21 protein-coding genes are annotated in these 22,222 nt (G+C 41.7%); 12 read left to right on the plus strand and 9 right to left on the minus strand.

The features are described 5' to 3' along the window. Positions 1-97 precede the first annotated feature (97 nt). Both CKY02_RS10950 and CKY02_RS10955 read right to left on the minus strand, forming a co-directional pair. On the minus strand, positions 98-688 hold the full coding sequence (locus CKY02_RS10950) for a fimbrial protein (protein WP_112895306.1): 591 nt from the start codon (positions 686-688) through the stop codon (positions 98-100). A 425-nt stretch (positions 689-1,113) separates the two neighbouring features. Then, positions 1,114-1,680: a tyrosine-type DNA invertase gene (locus tag CKY02_RS10955; protein WP_011144659.1), complete on the minus strand. Its 567-nt coding sequence runs from the start codon at positions 1,678-1,680 to the stop codon at positions 1,114-1,116. Positions 1,681-2,118: 438 nt separating this feature from the next. Here CKY02_RS10955 and recG point away from each other — a divergent pair, with 438 nt between their 5' ends. The 7 genes from recG (at position 2,119) to CKY02_RS10985 (ending at position 7,827) form a co-directional block, all read left to right on the plus strand. Continuing rightward, complete coding sequence (recG, locus tag CKY02_RS10960; protein ID WP_112895307.1) at positions 2,119-4,200, plus strand: ATP-dependent DNA helicase RecG; 2,082 nt, start codon at positions 2,119-2,121, stop codon at positions 4,198-4,200. Then, the gene (locus tag CKY02_RS26280; RefSeq protein ID WP_275658212.1) at positions 4,197-4,319 is read left to right on the plus strand and encodes a hypothetical protein; all 123 of its coding nucleotides are present in this window, start codon (positions 4,197-4,199) and stop codon (positions 4,317-4,319) included. The genes recG and CKY02_RS26280 overlap by 4 nt, the downstream gene beginning before the upstream one ends. A 676-nt stretch (positions 4,320-4,995) precedes the next feature. After that, positions 4,996-5,157: a hypothetical protein gene (locus tag CKY02_RS25710; protein ID WP_238399092.1), complete on the plus strand. Its 162-nt coding sequence runs from the start codon at positions 4,996-4,998 to the stop codon at positions 5,155-5,157. 203 nt (positions 5,158-5,360) lie between these two features. Continuing rightward, positions 5,361-5,621 carry a hypothetical protein gene (locus tag CKY02_RS10970; protein WP_112895308.1) on the plus strand — a complete coding sequence of 87 codons (261 nt, stop codon included), beginning with the start codon at positions 5,361-5,363 and terminating at the stop codon, positions 5,619-5,621. A 753-nt stretch (positions 5,622-6,374) separates the two neighbouring features. Next, positions 6,375-6,641 (plus strand): type II toxin-antitoxin system CcdA family antitoxin, encoded by a 267-nt coding sequence (locus CKY02_RS10975; RefSeq protein WP_046974750.1) that lies wholly within the window; start codon positions 6,375-6,377, stop codon positions 6,639-6,641. 593 nt (positions 6,642-7,234) lie between these two features. After that, the gene (locus CKY02_RS10980; protein WP_092511297.1) at positions 7,235-7,513 is read left to right on the plus strand and encodes a type II toxin-antitoxin system RelE/ParE family toxin; all 279 of its coding nucleotides are present in this window, start codon (positions 7,235-7,237) and stop codon (positions 7,511-7,513) included. After that, a complete protein-coding gene (locus CKY02_RS10985) occupies positions 7,513-7,827 on the plus strand; it encodes a HigA family addiction module antitoxin (protein ID WP_112895309.1) in 315 nt (104 codons plus the stop codon). The genes CKY02_RS10980 and CKY02_RS10985 overlap by 1 nt, the downstream gene beginning before the upstream one ends. 170 nt (positions 7,828-7,997) lie before the next feature. On the opposite strand, the gene CKY02_RS10990 is transcribed toward CKY02_RS10985, so the two are convergent. From CKY02_RS10990 to CKY02_RS11000, 3 genes are all read right to left on the minus strand, one after another. Further along, the gene (locus tag CKY02_RS10990) at positions 7,998-8,735 is read right to left on the minus strand and encodes a class I SAM-dependent DNA methyltransferase (RefSeq protein ID WP_112895310.1); all 738 of its coding nucleotides are present in this window, start codon (positions 8,733-8,735) and stop codon (positions 7,998-8,000) included. Between the two features lie 479 nt (positions 8,736-9,214). Further along, complete coding sequence (gene gltS / locus CKY02_RS10995; protein WP_112895311.1) at positions 9,215-10,423, minus strand: sodium/glutamate symporter; 1,209 nt, start codon at positions 10,421-10,423, stop codon at positions 9,215-9,217. 379 nt (positions 10,424-10,802) lie between these two features. Further along, positions 10,803-12,356 carry a 4-hydroxyphenylacetate 3-hydroxylase family protein gene (locus CKY02_RS11000; protein WP_112895312.1) on the minus strand — a complete coding sequence of 518 codons (1,554 nt, stop codon included), beginning with the start codon at positions 12,354-12,356 and terminating at the stop codon, positions 10,803-10,805. A 351-nt stretch (positions 12,357-12,707) separates the two neighbouring features. Here CKY02_RS11000 and CKY02_RS11005 point away from each other — a divergent pair, with 351 nt between their 5' ends. Both CKY02_RS11005 and CKY02_RS11010 read left to right on the plus strand, forming a co-directional pair. Continuing rightward, positions 12,708-14,417, plus strand: a complete 1,710-nt coding sequence (locus CKY02_RS11005) for an AsmA family protein (RefSeq protein WP_238399091.1) — start codon at positions 12,708-12,710, stop codon at positions 14,415-14,417. A 170-nt stretch (positions 14,418-14,587) separates the two neighbouring features. After that, positions 14,588-15,010, plus strand: coding sequence for an NUDIX hydrolase (locus CKY02_RS11010; RefSeq protein ID WP_112895314.1), 423 nt, complete (start codon positions 14,588-14,590; stop codon positions 15,008-15,010). A gap of 78 nt (positions 15,011-15,088) precedes the next feature. On the opposite strand, the gene fabY is transcribed toward CKY02_RS11010, so the two are convergent. From fabY to yihX, 3 genes are all read right to left on the minus strand, one after another. Then, a complete protein-coding gene (fabY, locus tag CKY02_RS11015; protein ID WP_112878919.1) occupies positions 15,089-16,006 on the minus strand; it encodes a fatty acid biosynthesis protein FabY in 918 nt (305 codons plus the stop codon). Positions 16,007-16,077: 71 nt separating this feature from the next. Then, on the minus strand, positions 16,078-16,515 hold the full coding sequence (dtd, locus tag CKY02_RS11020) for a D-aminoacyl-tRNA deacylase (RefSeq protein ID WP_112878920.1): 438 nt from the start codon (positions 16,513-16,515) through the stop codon (positions 16,078-16,080). A gap of 43 nt (positions 16,516-16,558) precedes the next feature. After that, positions 16,559-17,185 (minus strand): glucose-1-phosphatase, encoded by a 627-nt coding sequence (gene yihX, locus CKY02_RS11025; RefSeq protein ID WP_112895315.1) that lies wholly within the window; start codon positions 17,183-17,185, stop codon positions 16,559-16,561. A 156-nt stretch (positions 17,186-17,341) separates the two neighbouring features. On the opposite strand from yihX, the gene CKY02_RS11030 reads away from it, so the two are divergent. From CKY02_RS11030 to CKY02_RS11040, 3 genes are all read left to right on the plus strand, one after another. Further along, positions 17,342-18,796 (plus strand): carbon starvation CstA family protein, encoded by a 1,455-nt coding sequence (locus CKY02_RS11030; RefSeq protein ID WP_112895316.1) that lies wholly within the window; start codon positions 17,342-17,344, stop codon positions 18,794-18,796. 751 nt (positions 18,797-19,547) lie between these two features. Next, positions 19,548-19,700 (plus strand): DUF5993 family protein, encoded by a 153-nt coding sequence (locus tag CKY02_RS25715; RefSeq protein ID WP_041380504.1) that lies wholly within the window; start codon positions 19,548-19,550, stop codon positions 19,698-19,700. Between the two features lie 14 nt (positions 19,701-19,714). Beyond that, the gene (locus CKY02_RS11040) at positions 19,715-20,284 is read left to right on the plus strand and encodes a disulfide bond formation protein B (RefSeq protein WP_112895317.1); all 570 of its coding nucleotides are present in this window, start codon (positions 19,715-19,717) and stop codon (positions 20,282-20,284) included. An 85-nt stretch (positions 20,285-20,369) separates the two neighbouring features. Here CKY02_RS11040 and typA read toward each other — a convergent pair whose 3' ends face one another. Further along, positions 20,370-22,208: a ribosome-dependent GTPase TypA gene (typA, locus tag CKY02_RS11045; RefSeq protein ID WP_112895318.1), complete on the minus strand. Its 1,839-nt coding sequence runs from the start codon at positions 22,206-22,208 to the stop codon at positions 20,370-20,372. Between the last annotated feature and the right edge of the window lie 14 nt (positions 22,209-22,222).

Genomic DNA, 22,222 nt, shown 5'->3' on the forward strand with positions numbered 1-22,222 from the left:
AGCCAGTAGTTGCCTAATAAAAGGCATCATCAATCATCTAAGATTTTTCATCGAAGAAGCCTGAGGAAGCATCCCTCAGGCTGAAACAACATAAGCATTAGTTATACGCATAGGAGAAGGTGATAGGGGCATTAATAAGCTGCTCTTTAGGGGCATCCTTATTTGATGCTATATATACAGTAAAATCTACGTGACTCTTATTGAAATCAGCTTTACCAGCTGTGTCATCAGGAACGATCATAGAAATTATGCTACCACTTTTAACAGGCTTTACTTCATTACCTTCTGGGTAAGTTAATACTATACCTGACTGTTCACTTTTAACGTTATTAAAGAGATACTCTGATTGATTCAACGTATTACCTGTCACATACAACTTAACTTTACCTGCCTCTTTATTGTCTGCATCACAATTAGCAAGACCAATAGTGAAATGCCTTTCACTCTGAACTATATATTTCTCAATTTCTATGCCTGGAAATTTATCACCAGCCGGTTTTACAAAATCGGTTTTTTTATGGTTTCCCGTATCCACAGCTCCATTTGAACCAGGGTTAGTAACATCACATGTTGCAGCCACAATCGAACCGGTAACATTTACTATGGCATTATTCGCCGCATTAGCAGCCGAAGCTGCTCCCAAAACCAACGCCGCCACGACGCTTATCTTTAATATCTGTCTTTTCATTTCATTAATCTCTTTTTAACTACTTAACTAAAATCTGGTTCAAACTCGTGTATCACGTTTTGACAAACAGAGACATCTAGCTGTACAAAAATTTGTCAATTAGGACCATTTTGACAATTGATGTACAAAAATTTTTCTGTGCAAAAACAAAGCGATATGGATATAACTATAGTTATTTTGCAAATTTTAAGAATATTTAATTATTTAATCCGAAATTATTAACAGTAATTTCTTTAAAGTAACGAAGGAAGTGTGATGTTTTTACATATTGGAATAAAAAGAGTGGATTATCGAAATGTTTTTGTGGTAGGATAGTTGCGTTTTACAAATATATACAAATCTATCTCTTTTTTTATTAGAAAACTTTTAGTATAATTTCTAGGCAATTGTACATCAATTGTCAAAATGGTCCTAACTGTCATACCTTAACGTCTACCTTTTATACTCCAAACTCCTTGAAAACGTTCAGCATTACTGGCTGTATAGCGTACCGTATGGCGAATGTTTTTATGTCCAAGATAATCTTGTATTAGCCGGGTATCTATCCCTCGATCTGCAAGAGCAAAACCGCAGGCATGACGCAACATATGCGGATGCGGATCTACCGCGATATTCGCCCGTTGCCCTAACTGGTTGATAATCTGATAGATACGCTGGCGAGTCAGTGGTTTCCCACAACGCGACAAAAACAGCCAATCACTATCCGCGCCCTGTAAAGTTTTGCGCACTTTAAGCCATGCCTTAATCGCCTTAACCTCACGCTGCAACAGGGGATGGTTAGTACAAAACCCTCCCTTTAACCGCCTGATGTATAAACATTTTTCTTTTAATTCCATGTCAGATAACCGTAAATGCCTGGCTTCACTAACACGAAAGCCGTGGATATAGCTCATATAAACCAGACAGTAATTCCGTTCTGGATTAGGCCCAACTTTTGCCATTTCCAACATGCTTTCTACTTCTGATTGAGTCAGATATTTTCTTTGGCCCATGATTATTTCTCCAAAATATATTGATAGTACAACCCGGCGATATCCCGCTTAGAACAGACATAAGCTAGGATAAAATAGACACCGCTACCCAAAACGATGGCCTATTGTTCACCGAGGCTACAAGAGGTTATACAGATATGGGGCAAAATTTAAACACCTTTTTTGATTATTTTTTCACCTCACAAGCACGTTAGTTTACATTTGACTGACGGACAGATTATTCAAAACAGGCTACAAGAACCTGTCGTTACAAATCGCCTTTTTCGTTATAGCGGCTTACTCTTAAGGTATTGATATGGTTTTCAACCAGTTACGAAGGAAAATATTCCATTGATTACGTTAAACTCGTCTGTATTATTATGGATGGTAAACAGGCTCAGGCCGTGACCTGCGAAACTTGATGGAGTGCCATGCAATCAATGGAGATAAAAAAACCGTATGAAAGGCCAACTGCTTGATGCCATCCCTCTGACTTCCCTGCATGGCGTCGGGGTAAATCAGGCCGCAAAATTAGCAAAAATAGGGCTGGTTAATTTGCAGGATCTGCTGCTGCATTTCCCGCTGCGTTATGAAGACCAGACACGCCTTTATACTATTAATGATCTTTTACCCGGTATTTCCGCCACCGTCACAGGTGAAATTCTTCGTACCGATATTGTTGTTAGTCGTCGTCGAACCCTGATCTGCAAAATTAGTGATGGTACAGGCGTGCTCACACTGCGCTTTTTTAACTTTTCGGCGGCAATGAGAAACAATCTGGCAAAAGGGAAACAGGTTGTTGTCTATGGTGAAATCAGAAGAGGCAGTCAGGGCGCCGAAATGATTCATCCTGAGTATAAGATTCAAAATCGTACTGGAAATGTACAGCTTCAAGAGACATTAACCCCCATTTACCCGACAACAGAAGGTGTTCGTCAGGCGACGCTGCGTAATCTCATTGATCAAGCGCTGAAATTGCTGGACACCTGTGCAATCAATGAACTTTTACCGGAAGAACTTAGCCGCTCTATTATTAGTCTGCCGCAAGCATTGCATATCCTGCATCGCCCAACGCCAGATATTGCTCTGGCGGATCTGGAAACCGGCAGACATCCAGCTTATCGCCGTCTGGTTCTGGAAGAACTTTTAGCTCACCATTTGAGTATGTTAGCCGTCAGAGCTGGCGTACAACGTTATCACGCTCAGCCGTTGCCGACTGAAGACAAGTTAAAACCGCAATTCCTTAATCGCCTGCCATTTTCTCCAACCCATGCGCAACAACGGGTTGTCTCGGAAATTGAACAGGATCTGGCAAAAGATGTTCCCATGATGCGACTGATTCAAGGCGATGTAGGTTCAGGAAAAACGCTGGTTGCCGCATTAGCTGCGTTGCGAGCAATTGCGCATGGTAAACAGGTCGCCTTGATGGCACCGACTGAACTACTGGCAGAACAGCATGCAAATACATTCCGGCAATGGCTGGAACCTTTGGGGATTCAGATCGGCTGGCTAGCCGGTAAGCAAAAGGGGAAAGCGCGTCAGAAACAACAAGAAGCCATTGCCAGCGGGCAGGTCGCCATGATTGTTGGTACGCATGCCATGTTTCAGGAACAGGTGAAGTTTTCCGGTCTGGCGCTGGTGATTATTGATGAGCAACATCGGTTTGGTGTGCATCAACGTCTGGCTTTGTGGGAAAAAGGACGTGAACAGGGTTTTCATCCTCACCAATTGATTATGACAGCTACCCCGATTCCCCGTACCTTAGCCATGACTGCTTATGCGGATCTCGATACTTCTATTATTGATGAATTGCCACCGGGGAGGACACCAGTCACAACCGTTGCGATCCCGGATACGCGCCGTGAAGAAATTATCAAACGGATCAGAAACGCCTGTCTTGATGAAAACAGACAAGCCTATTGGGTCTGTACGCTGATTGAAGATTCCGATGTGCTGGAAGCTCAAGCGGCACAAGCCACCAGTGAAGAATTGACGCTCGCTTTACCGGAACTGAAAGTCGGGCTGGTGCATGGCCGAATGAAAGCCGCAGAAAAGCAGGCAGTGATGGAGGCTTTCAAATGTGGAGAATTACAGCTTCTGGTCGCCACAACAGTTATCGAAGTTGGCGTGGATGTGCCTAATGCCAGTTTGATGGTTATTGATAACCCGGAACGGCTCGGCTTGGCGCAACTTCACCAATTACGCGGCCGAGTTGGCCGTGGGGCTATCGCTTCTCATTGTGTTCTACTTTACAAAACGCCGCTGAGTAGTACTGCCAGAATACGTCTGCAAGTGCTTAGAGACAGTAACGATGGTTTTGTTATCGCGCAGAAAGATCTGGAAATTCGTGGCCCCGGTGAACTTCTGGGGACACGCCAGACAGGGAATGCTGAATTTAAAGTGGCTGATTTGCTAAGAGATCAGGGAATGTTGCCGGAAGTTCAGCGCATTGCCCGACATCTCCACCAGCATTATCCTGAACATGCCCGTGCCTTGATTGAACGCTGGCTACCAGAACGGACACATTATGGTAATGCGTGATTGAGAATATACCCGTCATCTTTCAAGTTGCCTCTTTGTTGGCTGCACTCTCTCACCCCGGTCACATCGTTATCTATGCTCCCGGGGATTCGCTCCCTTGCCGCCGCGATCCATCTTGAAATCCATAGGGTATATATCAGAGCGGTTTTTTGTTTCTCAAAGCTGCCAAAAATAGGGATATTTGGTTTTATCCAATAATTAAGATGCTCTGCTATAGAGCTTTCTTTTAATTATTCTATTAAATTGATAATGTATTATTGCTAAAGAAATGGAAAATAGAACCACAATTATTCCTAAATTAGCAACAGCGTTAAAATATATCCCCAGAAAATATAAATGGTTTTTTATTATTTTCTTAAAAAAATCGAATCTAATACCTCGAATTAATTGATACGACGTGTCACTATCCGAAGTCTTTTACCAGCTAATTGGGGTGGTAGGCGGTTCCGCTATTTTTCATCAAATTCCGTTGATGGCGTGTGCGGTATTAGCGCAACGTTATGCTCAAAGGTTAAAACGGAAATAGATGTAAACCTATGATATGAATTCAAGGGTAATTATTATATTTTCATCAATGTAATATTGAATTACTAAATTTAAATAGTAAATGTTTCTATTAACCCAATGAATGTAATTTTAAATATTTTCTTTTCGAAGTATAAAACCTTGATGGAGGTCACGCAAATAATAGTAGTTTTATTTTTTTATCTATACTTATATTTCATTATGGTACATATTAGGATGTTTTTAAATTAGAGCTAAATAAATCTACGTTGATATAATGGAGAGTTTAATATGATTTATGTCAAAAGTCTTTCAGATAATATGGTTAAAGTCGCAATTAGCAAATGGAGTAGTGACGAAGGTGAAGATGAATATATTGAAATTAATAAAGGAGAGGTGGCTCAATGGGATAGATCAGCGCGGTTTTTTAATGTCAGTAGTACGCGAAGATAATATTTCAGTGTTGTATTCAATAAAATCAGATGGCTACTTAATTATTTATAGTAACAAGGTTGAAAATAACGGTGAAGAGATAAATTATTTATATTCGATACGATCTAACTAAAAAATTTTATTATTTATCTAGTTTTCTTAATTTACCTTCATATGCCATTAAATTAAATGCAAATATTTATTATTGATATAGTGGAGGATTTATGATTTATGTTAAAAATCTCTCAACTGAGCCGGTTAAAGTTTCGGTTAATAAATGTGGAGAGGAAGGTAGAGAGGAATATTTATCTCTTGATTGTGAAGATGTAAAGGTGTGGGATCTATCCGATACGCATGGCTTTATATTGTCAGTAATACAGAGAGGTATTGAAAAATCATATTCTGCTTCTCATAACAGTTTTATTATTATTTTTGATGATTATGTACAAGATAGCGGCACCAATATATCTCCTCAAAAGAAATAAATGAGAACTTGTCATCCGATTTAATTGAGTGTTAGACAAAATTAAATCACCATAATCAGGAATGGAATCTCCATTCCTGAGCTATTTATATTTAACGGTTTGCTACTTTTGCCCCTAATGCTTGTTTTTCTGCTTGATTGATAAAGATATCCCCAGCCCTCTTTATAATTAATCAGTTGTTTTATCAACTTCCTCTACCCGCATTTCCAGACTGGTGTTTAGTCCCAATATTTGATGAATAAGATAATAGAAAAAATTTATCGACTGATACCTATAGGCTAATACTAAATTGATTTTTTGGTAGTTGATTTTAGATTATTTTTATCGATAATGAGTAAAAATTAAAATTATGAGATTTGAGCAGCAGAATTTAATAAAGATGTACATCTTTATGGCTAATTTTATTAATACGTAAATATGTAATTTAATTTACTAAGTATTAACTGTAAAGAAAAGAATAAAATTAACCAAGAGGGGCGAAATATATTTTCTATTTATAAAAAAGTGAGTTATTTTGGTTTTTTTAAGATTTACGTTCCAAATTATTTCGTAGAGAGCGGAAGTGATGAGATTTCAAATGAATACTTGATAAGCTGAATTATTATATTTTTCTCAGCTATTGGTTAATGGCCGATAATAACAAAATAATACTTAATAGATTAACTAATCATATTCACTATGCGCTTTCAGCTTAGAACCCCTTGATGATGCTCACTATCTGCTATAGTTTTATGCGCATAGATGAGGTATCTGATGAAAAGACAATGCGTCTCAACCGTAGAACGAAAACAATCCGGTAAACGTAGTACAAATGTGTATTTGACCGCTAAAGTGGTAGATGAAGCCCGTGATTTAGGGATCAACTTATCAGCGACACTAGACAAAATGTTGTCCGATGTTGTTCGTGAGAAAAGAAAACAGCTATGGAAAACTGAAAACAAAGCCGGTATCCACGTTTTCAATGAATTTGAGCGCGGTACAGGGCTATTTACCGATGATGATGAATACGGGGTTATTTGATGGCTCAGTACGCTGCTTACCGCAACAAATCCCCTAAATCGAGGGAGTAATACCCTTTCATTATCGACATTCAGAATGACTTATTAAACGATTATGATTCACGGACAATATTACAAAGTCAGTGACAACGGTAGTAAAGAGCAAGTTAAAAGCTGCGGATATCGTCTGTGTTATGCCGGGTATTCACTCCGATATCATGGCAGCTTTAGATACTATCGTTTCAGGGATTTAATTGGTTGATTTAAACTTTAGATCAATTTCAAAATAAGGTTTCAGTATAGGGGTTGTAAGCCCAGACCATCCAAAATTTTGTTGTATTAACTTCAGATTATTAACAAAGTGCTGGTTTTTTTATCCTGCACTTTGTTTTAACAGAAAGATCAATAGTGGTCGGGGTCGTGCCAAAAACATTCGTTTGTGCAATCCCATTTTGCAGATCGGTAAGTCAGTGACTTATCCATTGCAAAAATCTATTGCCAAATCTCCTCAAATGGCAATAAGTTAACGCAATTGCACCCAATGACTTATTGTGACTATTGCATGACGTGTAACATTGTCGTATGCTATTACACACTATGTAATACGGATGGACGATGATTAAATCATTCAAGCACAAAGGGTTGAAGCAACTTTTTGAAAAAGGGATTACTTCTGGTGTACCGGCGCAGGATGCCGAGAGGATTAACGACCGTTTACAAGCTATTGATGCGGCAAATGAAATAGGCGAGTTAAACCGTCAAATCTATAAACTTCACCCGTTGAAAGGAGATCGCGAAGGTTACTGGTCTATTACTGTCCGGGCTAACTGGCGCATTACTTTTCAGTTCATTAACGGTGACGCTTACATTTTGAATTATGAGGATTATCACTAATGAGACAGTTTAAAATTTCCCATCCTGGAGAGATTATAGCCAGAGATTTAGAGGACATGGGTGTTAGTGGTCGTCGCTTTGCACTCAATATTGGAGTAACACCCGCTACGGTATCGCGTTTTCTTGCCGGTAAAACTGCGTTAACTCCATCACTGGCAATTCGTATTGCCGCAGCGCTGGGAAGTACACCTGAGTTTTGGCTGCGTCTCCAGAGCGCTTATGACCTGCGCCAGTTGGAAAATCAAATCGACACGTCCGGGATCGTTTTATATGGCGAACAGGACGAAATGTCGCAGGTCATCTTAAAGCATTAAGCAATAGTAAATGCGGGGCTACGCCAGCCCTGCATTTGTCGGCAGTTATCGCAGCTACCCGGTCACTACCCCTTTTAATTAAGCTCCGTTCACCAAACGGAGCTTAAGAACACCACCTCCCCAGACTATCCCGCCAGAAACGCTCTCACTTGACGAGCGGGATTATTTTGTTAAATCTGACAAACAAGAGCTATATCAAGGCAATTTCGTTGATAATCATCCCAAAAACCTGGGGGATGAGCCTCAATATCGCTTTCTAACAACATGGGTTTTTGCCATTTAAATTGTTTGAACCCTGCCTTTTGGATCGCTGCTTGATATTGTTCACGACTCCAACGATACATAGTGAAAGGGCTAGGGGGTGTGGTAAGAAATTCAGCTTTCAGGAGAGTGGTGTCTTTCACCGGCTCTTCACTCAAAACTTTTATACAATAATTTTCATAATTCCCTTTCTCTAATCGATAATCAGGTTCAAAGGTATACGCAATTAGTTTACCGGAAGGCTTGAGATGAGCAGCAATGACACGGAACATAGTTTCAAGGTCTTCAATAGATTCTGCATGGCAAAATAACCAGGCTGCATTAACTATGTCAAACTTGCCAAATGACTCCATCTTGCAGACATCTCTTACGTGAAATTCGATATCGTCACCGTATTGTTGTGATTTGCTTTTCGCAATCGCTATCATGTTATCTGATATATCGACTCCAATGACTTTTGACGCACCACGATTTTTGTATTCTCGACTAAAGAGACCATATCCACAGGCTAAATCTAACACTGATTTCCCGTGTATATCTCCTGCCAGATTGAAGATAGTTCTGATTTCTACTTTGATATGGTCAGTAGCATCTGAAAAGCTTTCGTAAAGATGTGCAATAGGGCCATATAAAGTGTTATCTTTCATATTTTTTTATCCTTAGCTAAAGGCCAAAATACTTTATTTATCGAAGAGATATATTACTTAGTATGAATTAATAATTACTGAAAATTTTTCTCTTATTATAAATAAGATTCCAAAATAGTACCACATCTTACATCACTCACAATTCCATATATAACAATTGGTTAGCAAAATAACGCATAGCAAAATCATGAAACGTTATCTATATTAATACGTTAGTGATGAATTAGATATGATTTTTTAATATTGGTTAATTTTCGGATAAATATGAGGGGGGAATAAATATAAAATACCTATCATGTGTTTTGTGGAAACTATTATTCTTATAATAATTATGTCGTTTGAACAATATAAAGATGCCAATGGCCCGTCGTTATGCCTTTATATGGACTCCCCTGAACGCTCAACGGATTTTATACGAGTATATCAACAACAATACTGCGCCAACTGCATAGCTGGCGCAGGATCTTGCTAATTTATCCCTACACCGCCGGGAAAACGGGTAACAGCAGATAGAGCTTAATCACAATCGCATTAACGATATCGATAAAGAATGCCCCGACCATCGGCACCACCAGAAACGCCACATGGGATGGCCCGAAGCGATCGGTAATCGCCTGCATGTTCGCAATGGCGGTAGGTGTCGCCCCTAAACCGAAACCACAGTGACCCGCCGCCAGCACCGCAGCATCATAGTTTTTACCCATCACCCGATAAGTGACAAAAATCGCATACAACGCCATGACGATGGCTTGAATGGTGAGAATGACCAGCATGGGTAATGCCAGCGAGGCCATCTGCCACAATTTCAGGCTCATTAATGCCATTGCCAGAAACAGGGAAAGACTCACGTTACCCAGTACAGAAACCGCTCGGTCAAAGACCCGGTAGAAACCTAACACCGACAGACTGTTACTGAGGATAACCCCGATAAATAACACACAGACGAACGTCGGTAATTCAAACCATGTGCCTTGCAGAAGTTCAGATACAAAATTACCTGCCATCAGACAGATAGCGATCAAGGCGATCGTTTCCAGCATCACCAGTGCTGTGATCATCCGCCCGGTATAAGGTTTTTCAAATGCCGTTGGCACTTCGGTATCATCAGCCCTTAGCCCCGGGGTTTTTGTGTTTCTCACCAGAAAACGAGCAACCGGTCCACCAATCAAACCACCCAGTACTAAACCGAAAGTCGCACAAGCCATTGCCACTTCTGTTGCATTTTCAAAACCATAACGCTCACTAAACAGTTTACCCCAAGCGGCACCCGTACCGTGACCACCAGACAGCGTAACAGAACCCGCCAGTAAGCCCATTAATGGGTCCAGACCTAACAGTTCAGCCAGGGCGATACCCACCGTGTTCTGAACCAGCAACAAACCAACAACGACGAAGACAAACGTGAACAGAACCTTACCACCCGCTTTCAGGCTAGCAAGATTAGCATTCAAGCCGATAGTGGCGAAGAAAGTTAACATCAAAGGGTCTTTAAGAGATAAATCAAAGTTGATTTCCCAGCCCGTTGTTTGTTTAACAGCTAAAAGAATCAGAGCAACTAACAGACCACCGGCGACCGGCTCAGGAATGGTGTATTTTTCAAGAAATGGGACTGATTGTACAAGTTTGCGCCCAAGTAATAGTACTAATGCGGACGCCACGAGCGTGCCATAAACATCAAGATGATACATCTATGTACCCCAGCTATATTGTTAAAATTATGTAAGTTATTACGACGTTATACTCATCCTTTAGAAAACGCCAAAAGCAGGCAACGCTGGATTAGAAAAAAAATCTGCAACAAACACAAGTTAAAACATATAAAAATGTGACCAGGGCGAAGCATGGCAACGAACAGAGTTTTTACGCAAACGATTGCTTTTGCGCGGTCGATCATTAAATGCATTCTTTGTCAGTCCGGAATTTCACACCATGCTCACCGCCTCCGAACCTCTTAATCTGGTGTTTCCTCAGGAGAAGTAATCTTTCTACAAATCTGATATCGGGTTACACATAATCAACTCATCACGCACGTATATTTCATCATCGCGCGTGATGATGATTTATCTCCTAGCGGTTGGAAGGCCAAATAAAATCGTTACCAACCCAACCATCAAGATCGTATTCACTCATACACTGCTCAGCAAACCCTTTCAATTGATCCACTAAACCCGTGGCTTGGGAAGCCAACAACACATCGACCCTGATAGCTTCGTGGTTGCCGGAATAATTGCGCTCGTATAATTCATGCCTGCCAGCGAATTCCGTACCGATAGAGTCCCAAATCAGTTTCATGAGCTTGACTCGCTCAACTGCACTGTAACCATTGGAACCACGCATGTATTTATCAAGATAAGGAGACAGTTCCGGGTTGGAAAAATCGCGGGCATGAGAGTTAATATAAATCAAGGCACTGCCCAGATCCTGTTCAATAATTTCTTTTACCCGCGGGTAACCCAGCGTCATAAACCAACGATAAGCTATCCCATACTCGTACCGAGGCAATAGGGCATCTCCACTCCAAGGCTCCGGGGATTTAATCATCGCATCACTGAGCGCCCAAAACATATTACGCCATGACAATACTTCACCAACCCGTGCTTGCACGCCACGAAAATCCTTCGTACCCGTAGCTTCAACACCTTTAATGAGCAACCCAGAAAGAAAATCAAGTTTAACCGCCAATCGAGTCACACCATGCAACATAGCCCGATGAAAATAACCCGATTCAGCAAAAAATAACGAAACTTTATCTACATCTCCATAGATAAATATGTTTTCCCAAGGAACCTTCACTTTATCCAGAATCATTATCGTATCGTTCTCATCAAATCGGGACGAGAGCGGATAATCAAAAGGACTGCCCATTTTATCAGCCGCCATTGCGTAAGAAGGACGACAAATTAATTTCACTCCCGGGGTATTCATCGGCAAGGTAAAGACCAACGCAAATTCCCGTTTCTTTATTGGTAAACCGTAATGACCAATAAAGTTGTAGTGACTAATCGCCGATCCTGTGGCAACAACTTTAGCGCCGCTGACAATTAATCCATCATCACACTCTTTTTCAACATGAATACAAATATCCCCAATTTCATCAGGTGATAAATGACGATCTATTGGCGGATTAATAATCGAGTGATTCCAGTAAAACACGCTCTCCTGCGAACGGATATACCAGTTTTTTGCATTATCAGCAAAATCACCATAAATTTCCGGTTTTACGCCGAGCGAGGTAAGAAACGAAGCCTTATAATCAGGGCTTCTCCCCAACCAGCCATAACTCATGCGAGCCCACGCGGCAATAGCATCACGATCAGCAATTAAATCTTGCTGTGAGCGCGGTATACGGAAAAAAGGATGAGTCACACCACAACTCCCCGTATCTGTCGCCGTGGTCAGTACGTCACGATAAGCAGGATCGTGCAAAGCGTCGTAGAGTTTCGCAACAGCTCGGGCCGGATTTTGAAAAGCAGGATGGTTGACAACATCGTGAATACGTTCACCATAAGCCCAGACTTCCCGACCATCATTTAACCCATCCAGAAATTCCTTTCCATTAAGTGGGCGGGTTGTGCGGATATTACCTTCATCCGACGATTTTTGTTTCATATTTTCTGACATAGAAGATTCCTTACATTATTTATTTACCAGAAGATGGGTGAAAATAAACTATGCAGTGTTATTTCAAGCATCAATCAAATTGAGAAAGGAATAGAAAGGAATGACGAAAAAATACCATTATTCCATTTACAACCATCCACTAATACATTAATTCATTCAGATGTCATTGGCTATATTGTCATGCAATAAAATATAGATTTAATAATTATATTAATCACACAATATAATTATTAACAAAGGTAGATTCACATAATAATTTCTCCTCGCTCATAACTTTTATTCACCATCTCTTGAGTGAACACAAAAATTACGGCATAAAAGGAAGCTATAAGCCGATTAAATTGGAGTCTGATGATGAGATGGCTAGGAAAATCGCTGGTTACTCTGTTATTACTGGTAATACTGGCAGTAATCACTGTTTATGTCGTGATGCAAACAAATTGGGGAACACATCAGCTTAGTCAATGGTTGAGTCATCACAGCCGTTATCAGGTTCAAATAGGCAATATCGAACATAACTGGTCACAACCGGGCACCCTGGCATTTTCCAATATTGTCATTAGCAATCAGCAACAGACTTTCATTTTAGCAGCTCAAGTTGTCGCATTCGATTTCAACTGGCAGCAACTTACTTCCCCGCGTCATTTTCATCGTCTGTTATTGCAACAGGGCCAATTAACAATCAAAGGCCAGCAACAATCCTTGCCTTTTAGCGCCAACATTCTGCAACTTAATCAGATGGCTATTCAGTCAGAAAATGCAAGCTGGCAAATTCAAGGGCAAAACATCACTGGCGGTATCACCCCCTGGAACCCACAATCAAATACGTTGGCAGGGAATGGGGAATTTCAATTCAGCGCTGATAAACTGAATTTCAATGATATTTCTCTCGAAAAAATCATTATACGAGGAGATAACCAGCAAAATACCCTCACTCTCCGTTCATTTGGTGCAACATTGGCACAGGGTTCGGTATCAGGTAATGGGCAACGTCTGCCTGATGGTAGCTGGCAGTGGGATAATTTACTTATCAGCAATATTCGTTGGCAAACGCCAATGACACTTGAGGAGTTATTGCTAAAAACGGACAAATTACCCGCGGTCAGCATCAAAGATCTAAGCCTGACTAATGCCAAGCTGGAAGGTAAAAACTGGTCTGCTAATTATCTGGATGTCTCAGCAAAAAATGTCGGGTTGACTAACGGGAGCTGGCAGGCAAAAGAGGGCATCATTGATTTCAACGTTATGGATACTACGCTAAATGATCTTCATTTCACCGATGTTATTGGTCACCTTCTTCTTGCAGGCAATGAACTCACTATTTCCAATCTCACTTCCCGTTGGGAAAAGGGATTATTCCACGTCAAAGGGCAATGGAATCACCAAACAAAACAATTCAACATCACCAATGCAACGGTTGCCGGTTTAACTTATACCTTGCCACAAAACTGGCATCAGTTGCTGAAAAAATCATTGCCTAAATGGATATCCGGATTTTCCATTAACGAGCTGACAATTAACAACAGCTTGTTGATTGATATTAACCCCGATTTTCCATTCCAGCTTACTGCCCTCAGTGGTTATATCTATGACATGGAATTACTGAAAGAAGGGAAATGGGGAATCTGGCGTGGTTCTTCAAATCTAAATTCCACCAGCGCAACATTTAACAAAGTTGAATTACGTCGCCCTTACCTTAAATTACATACAGAAGGAAATAAACTGATCCTCGACCAATTAGATGCCTCTGTTGATGATGGATTACTAAAAGTGAAAGGTACAGTAGATCAACAGGTACAGAAGCCATTTACTTTAGATTTCCGGGGAATAGATGCAGATTTAGCGATTTTGCCTCAATGGCGGTGGGTGCCGTTGAAATTACAGGGTAAAGGCAATTTCACGCTGTTAATACAGGGAGATCTTGCTGCTGATGATATTAAAAGTACTATCGATGGTTCATTGACTGCCTCGGATAAACAATCAGGCAGCGAAACTCAAGTCATTAATAAGGGGCAGATATCCACACCAAACTGTGAAACTTGTCCGGTTGTTAAGCTATAGTAACGAATATTCGGGTACCTATGTGCCCGACTCAACCTTATAATAGTTATTTTCTATTTCAATTCATTAATAAAATCTCCGATCAGTATCAGCCGAAAAACCATACTAATATCGATGACATTAAAAACGCAATTAAATTTCACCAATGAAGTTGTAACAAGGTACAAAAAATGACGTGTATACTGCCTGAAGCCATTGAAAACAAACTGCAAAATTATGACCGTATTGTTGTCGGTGGCATCATCAGAGACCAAAATAGTCATATTCTGTTCTTACAACGAGCGCCTGATGAATCCCCGCCAAATCTCTGGGAAATTCCTTCTGGCGGTGTAGAAAAAGGAGAAAATCTATTACAAGCACTATCTCGTGAAATAGAAGAAGAGACCGGACTGCTTCTTGATGATGTTATTGGTTTTCTCAGCGCGGTGGAATATTCTATTAAGCAGACTCTATGCCTTCAGGTAAATTTTAATGTCATATGCACAGGTGAAGTTAAGCTTTCTCCTGAACACACTCAATATATATGGAGCAATATAGCCAATTTCCACAGTGAACTTGATGATTTTATGCTGCGTGTACTCAACGAAGCTTAATTTTATAAAAACGACTCTTATTATTGCTACTGATGATATGAAAAATCCCCAGTGGCATATTTAATGCCACTGAGAAATCTAAGCGATAGCCGTATAAGCATTTGGCAATACCATATAGGTACCCGTAAATACCGCACCGATTCCCTGATCACCGCTAACAATCACATCCAATTTCACTCTCGCTTTACTGCCTTGTGCCAAACGAGCCAAATCGCCGCTCATATTTTTAAGATCGGCAACAGATTTTGGTCTGCCAACAACCGGTTTTTTGTAACGGATATCGGCATCAGCCAGAATGATATCACCACCTAGTTGACGTTCCTGTAACAACAGCCAAATCAATCCCCAACCGGTCAGGGTTGCCAGAGAAAACAGACTGCCAGCAAAGATAGTTTGGTGAGGATTTTGATTCCCGGCTTCCGGCATGGTGGTAATAAAGCTCTGACCGGTATATTGAGAAATTCGTACCCCCATTTTTTCACTGAGGGGAATATGTTTGTACCAAGCCTGTTGCAGTTCGTTGCACCAATCTGGCCGGTGAAGAATATCATCAAGTGTTGCAACCGGCTTTATCATCAGAAAATGGCGAATGGGTGTCGTTTGTGGGCTAGCAATTAGCCCACGGTTTTCAAACCCCAATTTACTGAAAAACTCCACCGCATGTTCACGAGCACTGCATACTACCCGTTTAACACCCTCCTGACGGGCAACAGATTCCAAGGCCATTGCGATTAATTTTCCTAACCCTCTACCTTGCATGTTGGGATGCACTGCCAGAAAGCGGATTGCCCCTTCACTATCCGCATTGATATATAAACGCCCTACCGCCACCGGGTTCCCTTTCTCATCCACAACCATCTGATGATGAGCCATCGTGTCGTAACCATCTTTCTCAGAGCCTACAGGCTGATGCAATGGCTTACGCAACATTTCCCAACGAAATCGATAATATGCTTCCAGTTCTTGTTCTGTTTCAGGTACTCGCAGATGATACATAGAAACTGCCCCTTTCTTTTGCTCATGATGTTAATCGGGGATGATTGCGTTCTACTGGCTATTTTTGGTTGCTAGACCTGCAACCAGAAAGTGACTGGCCCATCGTTTGTCAGGCTGACTTTCATATCGGCCGCAAACCGCCCGATTTCTGTTTTTACACCACTTTGGCGGCATAGTTCAACAAAATAGCGATATAATTCGTCGGCCTTATCTGGGGCGGCGCCACCGGAAAAACTGGGTCGCATGCCCTTTTGAGTATCGGCAGCCAGTGTAAACTGGGAGACAACTAACAAACTGCCTCCGATTTGTTGGACGTTCAAGTTCATTTTGTCCTGTTCATCACTGAATATCCGATACCCTATCACCTTCTCACACAACCGTTTTGCCTTCTGTTGATCATCTCCTTTCTCAACACCTAGCAACACCAGCAGGCCGTGACCAATTTCCCCAACCACTTCGTTCTTAACAACAACATTTGCCTGTGTTACCCGCTGGATTAACGCGATCATATTTTTCCTTTACTCAATAGTAGCATCAGCACACTATCCTCTATTATCCGTTCAATCCCTCATTTTGTTCAGAAAAACCGATTGCTTCGAAATAATCTGGCACTGTCTGCCTATCAACAACATGAACGCTATTGATCCCTAATGCCCTGGCTGTTTCCACATTTTCCAGCACATCATCAAAAAACACCGCCTGATCCGGTGAAAAACCTTCTGTTTCAAGTAGATACTTGAAAATATCAGGTTCAGGTTTACGCATTGCCAAATCCTGCGACAAATAGAGGTAATCAGCGGATGCCGCAATCTCAGGATAATTATGTGCCCAGTAATCCAGGTGCAAACGGTTCGTGTTGGATAACACGACAACCCGATGTCCCGCCTCACGCAATTTTTTCATTATCTGAATGACTTCAGGACGAATATTAATAAAGATAGCATGCCATCCAGCAGCAAACTGCTCAAAACTGAGTGAAATATTCATTTCCTGACATAAAGTATCAGCGAATTCCAAATCAGTAATTTGACCACGCTCATGTTTTTCAAACGTTTCTCCCATAGAGAAACTTTTAGTCAAAGTCGCGAGAGGTGTCCCGCTTAAATTACTCCATACCGCTAAAACTCTTTTAAAATCAATCTCAATAATCACATTACCCATATCGAAGATATATAACATAATTACCCCCTGGCTAATTAATAACTTTTTACTTTAATCGTATTTTCAATGAGAAAACAGTACGGACAAGTAAAAAGCGAATCACTTCACGGTATTTTTCTTACGAAACGATAAAGTAGCATCCAGATTAAAAAAGTCGAGTAAGGTGTTATAGTTATGTTGTGGTTCCTCCTCTGTATCGGCCTTCTTCTGGCTGGATATTTCATATATGGTAAGATTGTCGAAAAGATATTCACTATTCGACCAGAAAGAAAAACCCCCGCTCTTTCTATGGCTGATGGTGTTGATTACGTTGCTATGTCCACCCCAAAAGTTTGGTTAATTCAGTTACTAAATATTGCCGGCGTTGGTCCTATTTTCGGCCCAATTCTTGGTGCCCTCTATGGCCCGCTTGCCATGCTGTGGATTGTATTCGGCTGTATCTTTGCCGGTGCAGTACACGATTACTTCTCCGGTATGCTCAGTGTGCGTGCCCGCGGTGCATCCGTGCCCGTTATCGTTGGTAACGAACTGGGCAAAGCGATGAAGCATTTCATGAACATATTTGCGGTTATTCTGCTGATGCTAGTTGGAGTCGTCTTTGTTTTAAGTCCAGCCGGCTTACTGAATAACTTGCTGAAAGAGGCAATGGGTTGGGATAACATTGCTATCTGGGTCGGTGTTATCTTTGCTTACTATATTCTCGCAACGCTGGTGCCTATTGATAAAATCATCGGTCGCCTTTACCCACTGTTTGGTGCATTGCTACTGTTTATGTCTGTTGCGCTGATGGTCGGTTTAGCGATGAGCGATAAGCCTTTCTATTCACAAGGATTGGATTTTACCACTAACTTTAATCCGAAAGATCTGCCGGTCTGGCCATTGCTGTTTGTCACGATTGCCTGTGGTGCTATTTCTGGTTTCCACGCCACTCAATCTCCGCTGATGGCACGTTGTATGCAGAATGAAAAAAATGGCCGTTTCGTTTTCTACGGCGCAATGATTGGTGAAGGTATTATCGCACTAATCTGGTGTACATTGGGCCTGAGCTTCTATGAAGATACTAACGCATTACAGGCCGTGATTGATCAAGGTACGGCCTCTCTGGTTGTTCACGAAGTGTCCACGTCTCTGTTAGGTACTGTCGGCGGTATTCTGGCAATCCTCGGTGTGGTGATTTTGCCAATTACTTCTGGCGATACCGCATTCCGTTCTGCCCGGCTTATTATTGCTGAATTCCTGAATATCCCTCAGCAACAAATGACCAAACGTCTGTTATTAAGTGTGCCAATGTTTATTGTCGGTTATCTGATTACCAAAACCGATTTCAATATCATCTGGCGTTATTTCGGTTGGGCGAACCAAACCACAGCAATGGTCATGTTATGGGCTGCTTCCGCATGGCTGCTGCGCCGTAATAAATTCCATTGGATTACCACCCTACCAGCCATGTTTATGACCGCGGTGTGCTTCACCTATCTGGCATTTGCACCAGAAGGTTTTGCGCTAAACTGGAATATCTCTGTTGTTATCGGCCTGGCGGCAATGGCGGTTGTCACAATTGCTTTCTTTGCAAAAGTCCGCTCCCAATCAGCTTCCGATAATATAAAAGCCAAAGCATTAAATGAGTAAAAACCCAAGAAGAGATTAAATATCACAACAGCCCCTCACGATAAAAAGTTGAGGGGTTTTAATTGCCCGTGATAAGAAACACTTATTCCTCCTGAAAATATCAGACGAGATATCACATGGATATTGATAATTTAAGCGTTACAGCCAGAACAATGAGTGTCTACATATTGCAAGTTATGCCAGAAGCTCACGGCTCATTATCGTGACAAACAATGAAAAAGAATTCATCTGGGTAGAGGATTAATTGTAGAAAATTGGATAGATTAGGCCATTTAAAAGCAAACCTACGAATAGTCGTTAAATTGGGAAGTTTCCAGACAAAGATACGATTTGTCGTTTTTAATCGTTTCTTGCTTAACTATTAAATAAAAAACAACTCATTGAAACTCTCGCCAAATGATAATCACGCTAATCCTGCTGAATGGTGGCAAACATAAACAAGATTGACTACAATTGTTATTCGCAGCACACTACGTATAGTGTGTTAAATCATACACCATTCGAATACTAAAACTTTGCTTTAATAAATGTAGGTTTGTACGTTTTCAAATGCGATACCAAAGAGAACGACACCCATTAATGGCACCAAGGCGCTTCTTTTAATGGACAACTTGTCTTTGGATAATTGATCGCTTGTATCGAAGTAAACGATCCTAAACTGAGTTCGATAAATTCCCTACCCTGAAGAAAGCAATCTACTACAGGGAAAGGTCTTGAATGTTTTTAGAAAACAGGAGAATCAACCATGTATATGTTTTTACCTTTTTTACTCGCATTATTTGCGGTTATTACCACCCTATATGGAAAGTATAAAACGAGTTATACCCTATGGGGTCTTCTTTCGGTGACGACTGTGGCTTGGTTTATCCATCATGCAACTGATTCGTTAAATCTATCTTTTTAACGGGAGACAATCTGATGAATCAGGTATTAGCAACAAAACAACAGATCAGCGTCGGCATGATATTTAACCTCATTGGGTTATTTGCTATCAGTGCTGTTCTAACCCTTGCTTTCTATTATCAATTGGTCCTTTCCGAACTCCCTTGTCCATTATGTCTGCTACAGCGAGCAGGCATGATCATGATAGGGTTTGGTTTTCTGTTTAATCTGTGTTTTGGTATCAAAAGTGCGCACTATGGCTTATCACTTATCGGCTGTGTCGTGACTGGCATTGTTGCGATCCGACAAGTATTTTTACATATCACACCCGGTGATCTCGGTTATGGTTCCGCGCTTTTTGGTATACATTTCTATACTTGGGCCCTTATCTGCTCAGTTATCGCGATTATCGGCATAGCAGTCATGCTGATATTGAAAAGCCTAGAAAAAACAACCGAAGAAAAGCAGAAGACGTCTGCCATCGGCCAGATTGTTATCGGATTATTTGTCATATTAATTACCGCAAATTTAATCTCCACTATTTTGGAGTGTGGCGGTGGGCAGTGTGATGACAACCCAACGTTCTATCAATTGCTCGGTAAATAATCTTCGATTTGTTCAATTTGAACAGACAAATCCCAGAAAACTCAGGGCGCCATTGGCGCCCTAAGCATTGGTATTGCAGGAAAGATTATGCTTCTTTACTGCGATACGCACGACGGCGTTCGTTTTCCGTCAAATGGCGTTTACGCAGACGAATAGATACCGGGGTCACTTCCACCAGCTCGTCATCATCAATAAACTCCAAAGCCTGCTCCAAGGTTTTCTTAATATGTGGAGACAGGGTTGTCGCTTCGTCAGTACCAGATGCACGGACGTTAGTCAGTTTCTTACCTGTCAGACAGTTAACTGTCAGGTCATTAGAACGAGAATGAATACCGATCACCTGGCCTTCATACACTTCCGCACCATGACCAAGGAACAACTTACCGCGATCCTGTAAGCTGTAAAGTGCATAAGCAACCGCTTTACCCTGACCATTGGAAATCATCACGCCGTTCTGACGGCGACCGATTTCACCCGGACGAATATCATCATAGTGGCTGAATGTTGCATACAGCAGACCGGTACCGGAGGTCATCGTCAGGAACTCAGTACGGAAGCCAATCAGACCACGGCTTGGAATAACATAATCAAGGCGCACACGGCCTTTACCGTCTGGCAGCATATCGCGCAGATCTGCTTTACGCTCACCCAAGGCCCGCATCACATCTCCCTGATGCTGCTCTTCAATATCCAGCGTTACTTGCTCGAAGGGTTCTTGCTTACGGCCATCGATCTCACGGAAGATAACTTTCGGACGGGATACCGCCAGTTCAAAACCTTCACGGCGCATGTTCTCAATCAGAACAGATAAGTGCAATTCACCACGGCCAGAAACACGGAACGCATCCGGATCTTCTGTTTCTTCGACACGCAGGGCGACATTGTGAACCAACTCTTTCTTTAGACGCTCAAGAATTTGACGTGAGGTGACATATTTGCCTTCACGTCCACAGAAAGGGGAGGTGTTAACACAGAAATACATGCTTACCGTCGGCTCATCAACAGCCAACGGTGGCAGCGCTTCAACAGCATTAGTGTCACACAGCGTATCGGAAATATTCAGCTCACCCAGTCCGGTAATCGCAACGATGTCGCCCGCTTCCGCTTGCTCACTCTCAATACGCTCCAACCCCAGATGGCCCAGTACCTTACCGATTTTGCCGTTCCGGGTTTTACCTTCACTATCAATAATTGTAACGTTCTGGTTTGGCTTAACAGTACCGCGCTTAATACGGCCAATCCCGATAACACCAACATAATTGTTATAGTCCAGCTGAGAAATCTGCATCTGGAATGAACCATTAAGGTCAACTTTCGGTGGCTCTACATGATCGACAATCGCCTGATACAACGGCGTCATATCTTCCGCCATATCATCATGATCAGTACCGGCAATTCCCATCAATGCCGATGCATAGATAATGGGGAAGTCCAGTTGCTCATCAGTCGCACCCAGATTGACAAACAGGTCAAACACCTGATCCACAACCCAATCAGGGCGTGCGCCAGGACGGTCAACTTTGTTAATGACCACAATCGGTTTCAAACCATGAGCGAACGCTTTCTGTGTCACAAAACGGGTCTGAGGCATTGGCCCGTCCATAGCATCGACCAGCAATAGTACACTGTCAACCATAGACATAACACGTTCTACTTCACCGCCGAAATCAGCATGTCCCGGAGTGTCTACGATATTAATACGGTAGTCATTCCATTTAATGGCGGTATTTTTTGCGAGAATAGTAATTCCCCGCTCTTTCTCCAAATCATTGGAGTCCATCACACGCTCTGTCGCTGTCGCACGGTCACCGAAAGTACCGGATTGTTGCAGCAGCTTGTCAACCAGGGTAGTTTTACCATGGTCAACGTGCGCGATGATGGCGATATTACGCAATTTTTCGATCACAAACTTTGCCTCAGGCATTTTATAAATGGCGC

It is taken from the genome of Photorhabdus bodei (assembly GCF_003287735.1).
GTDB lineage: Bacteria > Pseudomonadota > Gammaproteobacteria > Enterobacterales > Enterobacteriaceae > Photorhabdus > Photorhabdus kayaii.

Coding starts and splice junctions, on each gene's coding strand:
- CKY02_RS10970 (WP_112895308.1), top strand. CDS start 5,361: ATGATTTATGTTAAAAATCTCTCAACTGAGCCGGTTAAAGTTTCGGTT.
- dtd (WP_112878920.1), bottom strand. CDS start 16,515: ATGATCGCGTTAATCCAGCGGGTAACACAGGCAAATGTTGTTGTTAAG.
- CKY02_RS11000 (WP_112895312.1), bottom strand. CDS start 12,356: ATGTCAGAAAATATGAAACAAAAATCGTCGGATGAAGGTAATATCCGC.
- recG (WP_112895307.1), top strand. CDS start 2,119: ATGAAAGGCCAACTGCTTGATGCCATCCCTCTGACTTCCCTGCATGGC.
- CKY02_RS11010 (WP_112895314.1), top strand. CDS start 14,588: ATGACGTGTATACTGCCTGAAGCCATTGAAAACAAACTGCAAAATTAT.
- gltS (WP_112895311.1), bottom strand. CDS start 10,423: ATGTATCATCTTGATGTTTATGGCACGCTCGTGGCGTCCGCATTAGTA.
- CKY02_RS10955 (WP_011144659.1), bottom strand. CDS start 1,680: ATGGGCCAAAGAAAATATCTGACTCAATCAGAAGTAGAAAGCATGTTG.
- CKY02_RS11030 (WP_112895316.1), top strand. CDS start 17,342: ATGTTGTGGTTCCTCCTCTGTATCGGCCTTCTTCTGGCTGGATATTTC.
- fabY (WP_112878919.1), bottom strand. CDS start 16,006: ATGTATCATCTGCGAGTACCTGAAACAGAACAAGAACTGGAAGCATAT.
- CKY02_RS11005 (WP_238399091.1), top strand. CDS start 12,708: ATGATGAGATGGCTAGGAAAATCGCTGGTTACTCTGTTATTACTGGTA.
- typA (WP_112895318.1), bottom strand. CDS start 22,208: ATGCCTGAGGCAAAGTTTGTGATCGAAAAATTGCGTAATATCGCCATC.
- CKY02_RS10980 (WP_092511297.1), top strand. CDS start 7,235: ATGATTAAATCATTCAAGCACAAAGGGTTGAAGCAACTTTTTGAAAAA.
- CKY02_RS10975 (WP_046974750.1), top strand. CDS start 6,375: ATGAAAAGACAATGCGTCTCAACCGTAGAACGAAAACAATCCGGTAAA.
- yihX (WP_112895315.1), bottom strand. CDS start 17,185: ATGTTATATATCTTCGATATGGGTAATGTGATTATTGAGATTGATTTT.
- CKY02_RS10990 (WP_112895310.1), bottom strand. CDS start 8,735: ATGAAAGATAACACTTTATATGGCCCTATTGCACATCTTTACGAAAGC.
- CKY02_RS10985 (WP_112895309.1), top strand. CDS start 7,513: ATGAGACAGTTTAAAATTTCCCATCCTGGAGAGATTATAGCCAGAGAT.
- CKY02_RS25715 (WP_041380504.1), top strand. CDS start 19,548: ATGTTTTTACCTTTTTTACTCGCATTATTTGCGGTTATTACCACCCTA.
- CKY02_RS11040 (WP_112895317.1), top strand. CDS start 19,715: ATGAATCAGGTATTAGCAACAAAACAACAGATCAGCGTCGGCATGATA.
- CKY02_RS25710 (WP_238399092.1), top strand. CDS start 4,996: ATGATTTATGTCAAAAGTCTTTCAGATAATATGGTTAAAGTCGCAATT.
- CKY02_RS10950 (WP_112895306.1), bottom strand. CDS start 688: ATGAAAAGACAGATATTAAAGATAAGCGTCGTGGCGGCGTTGGTTTTG.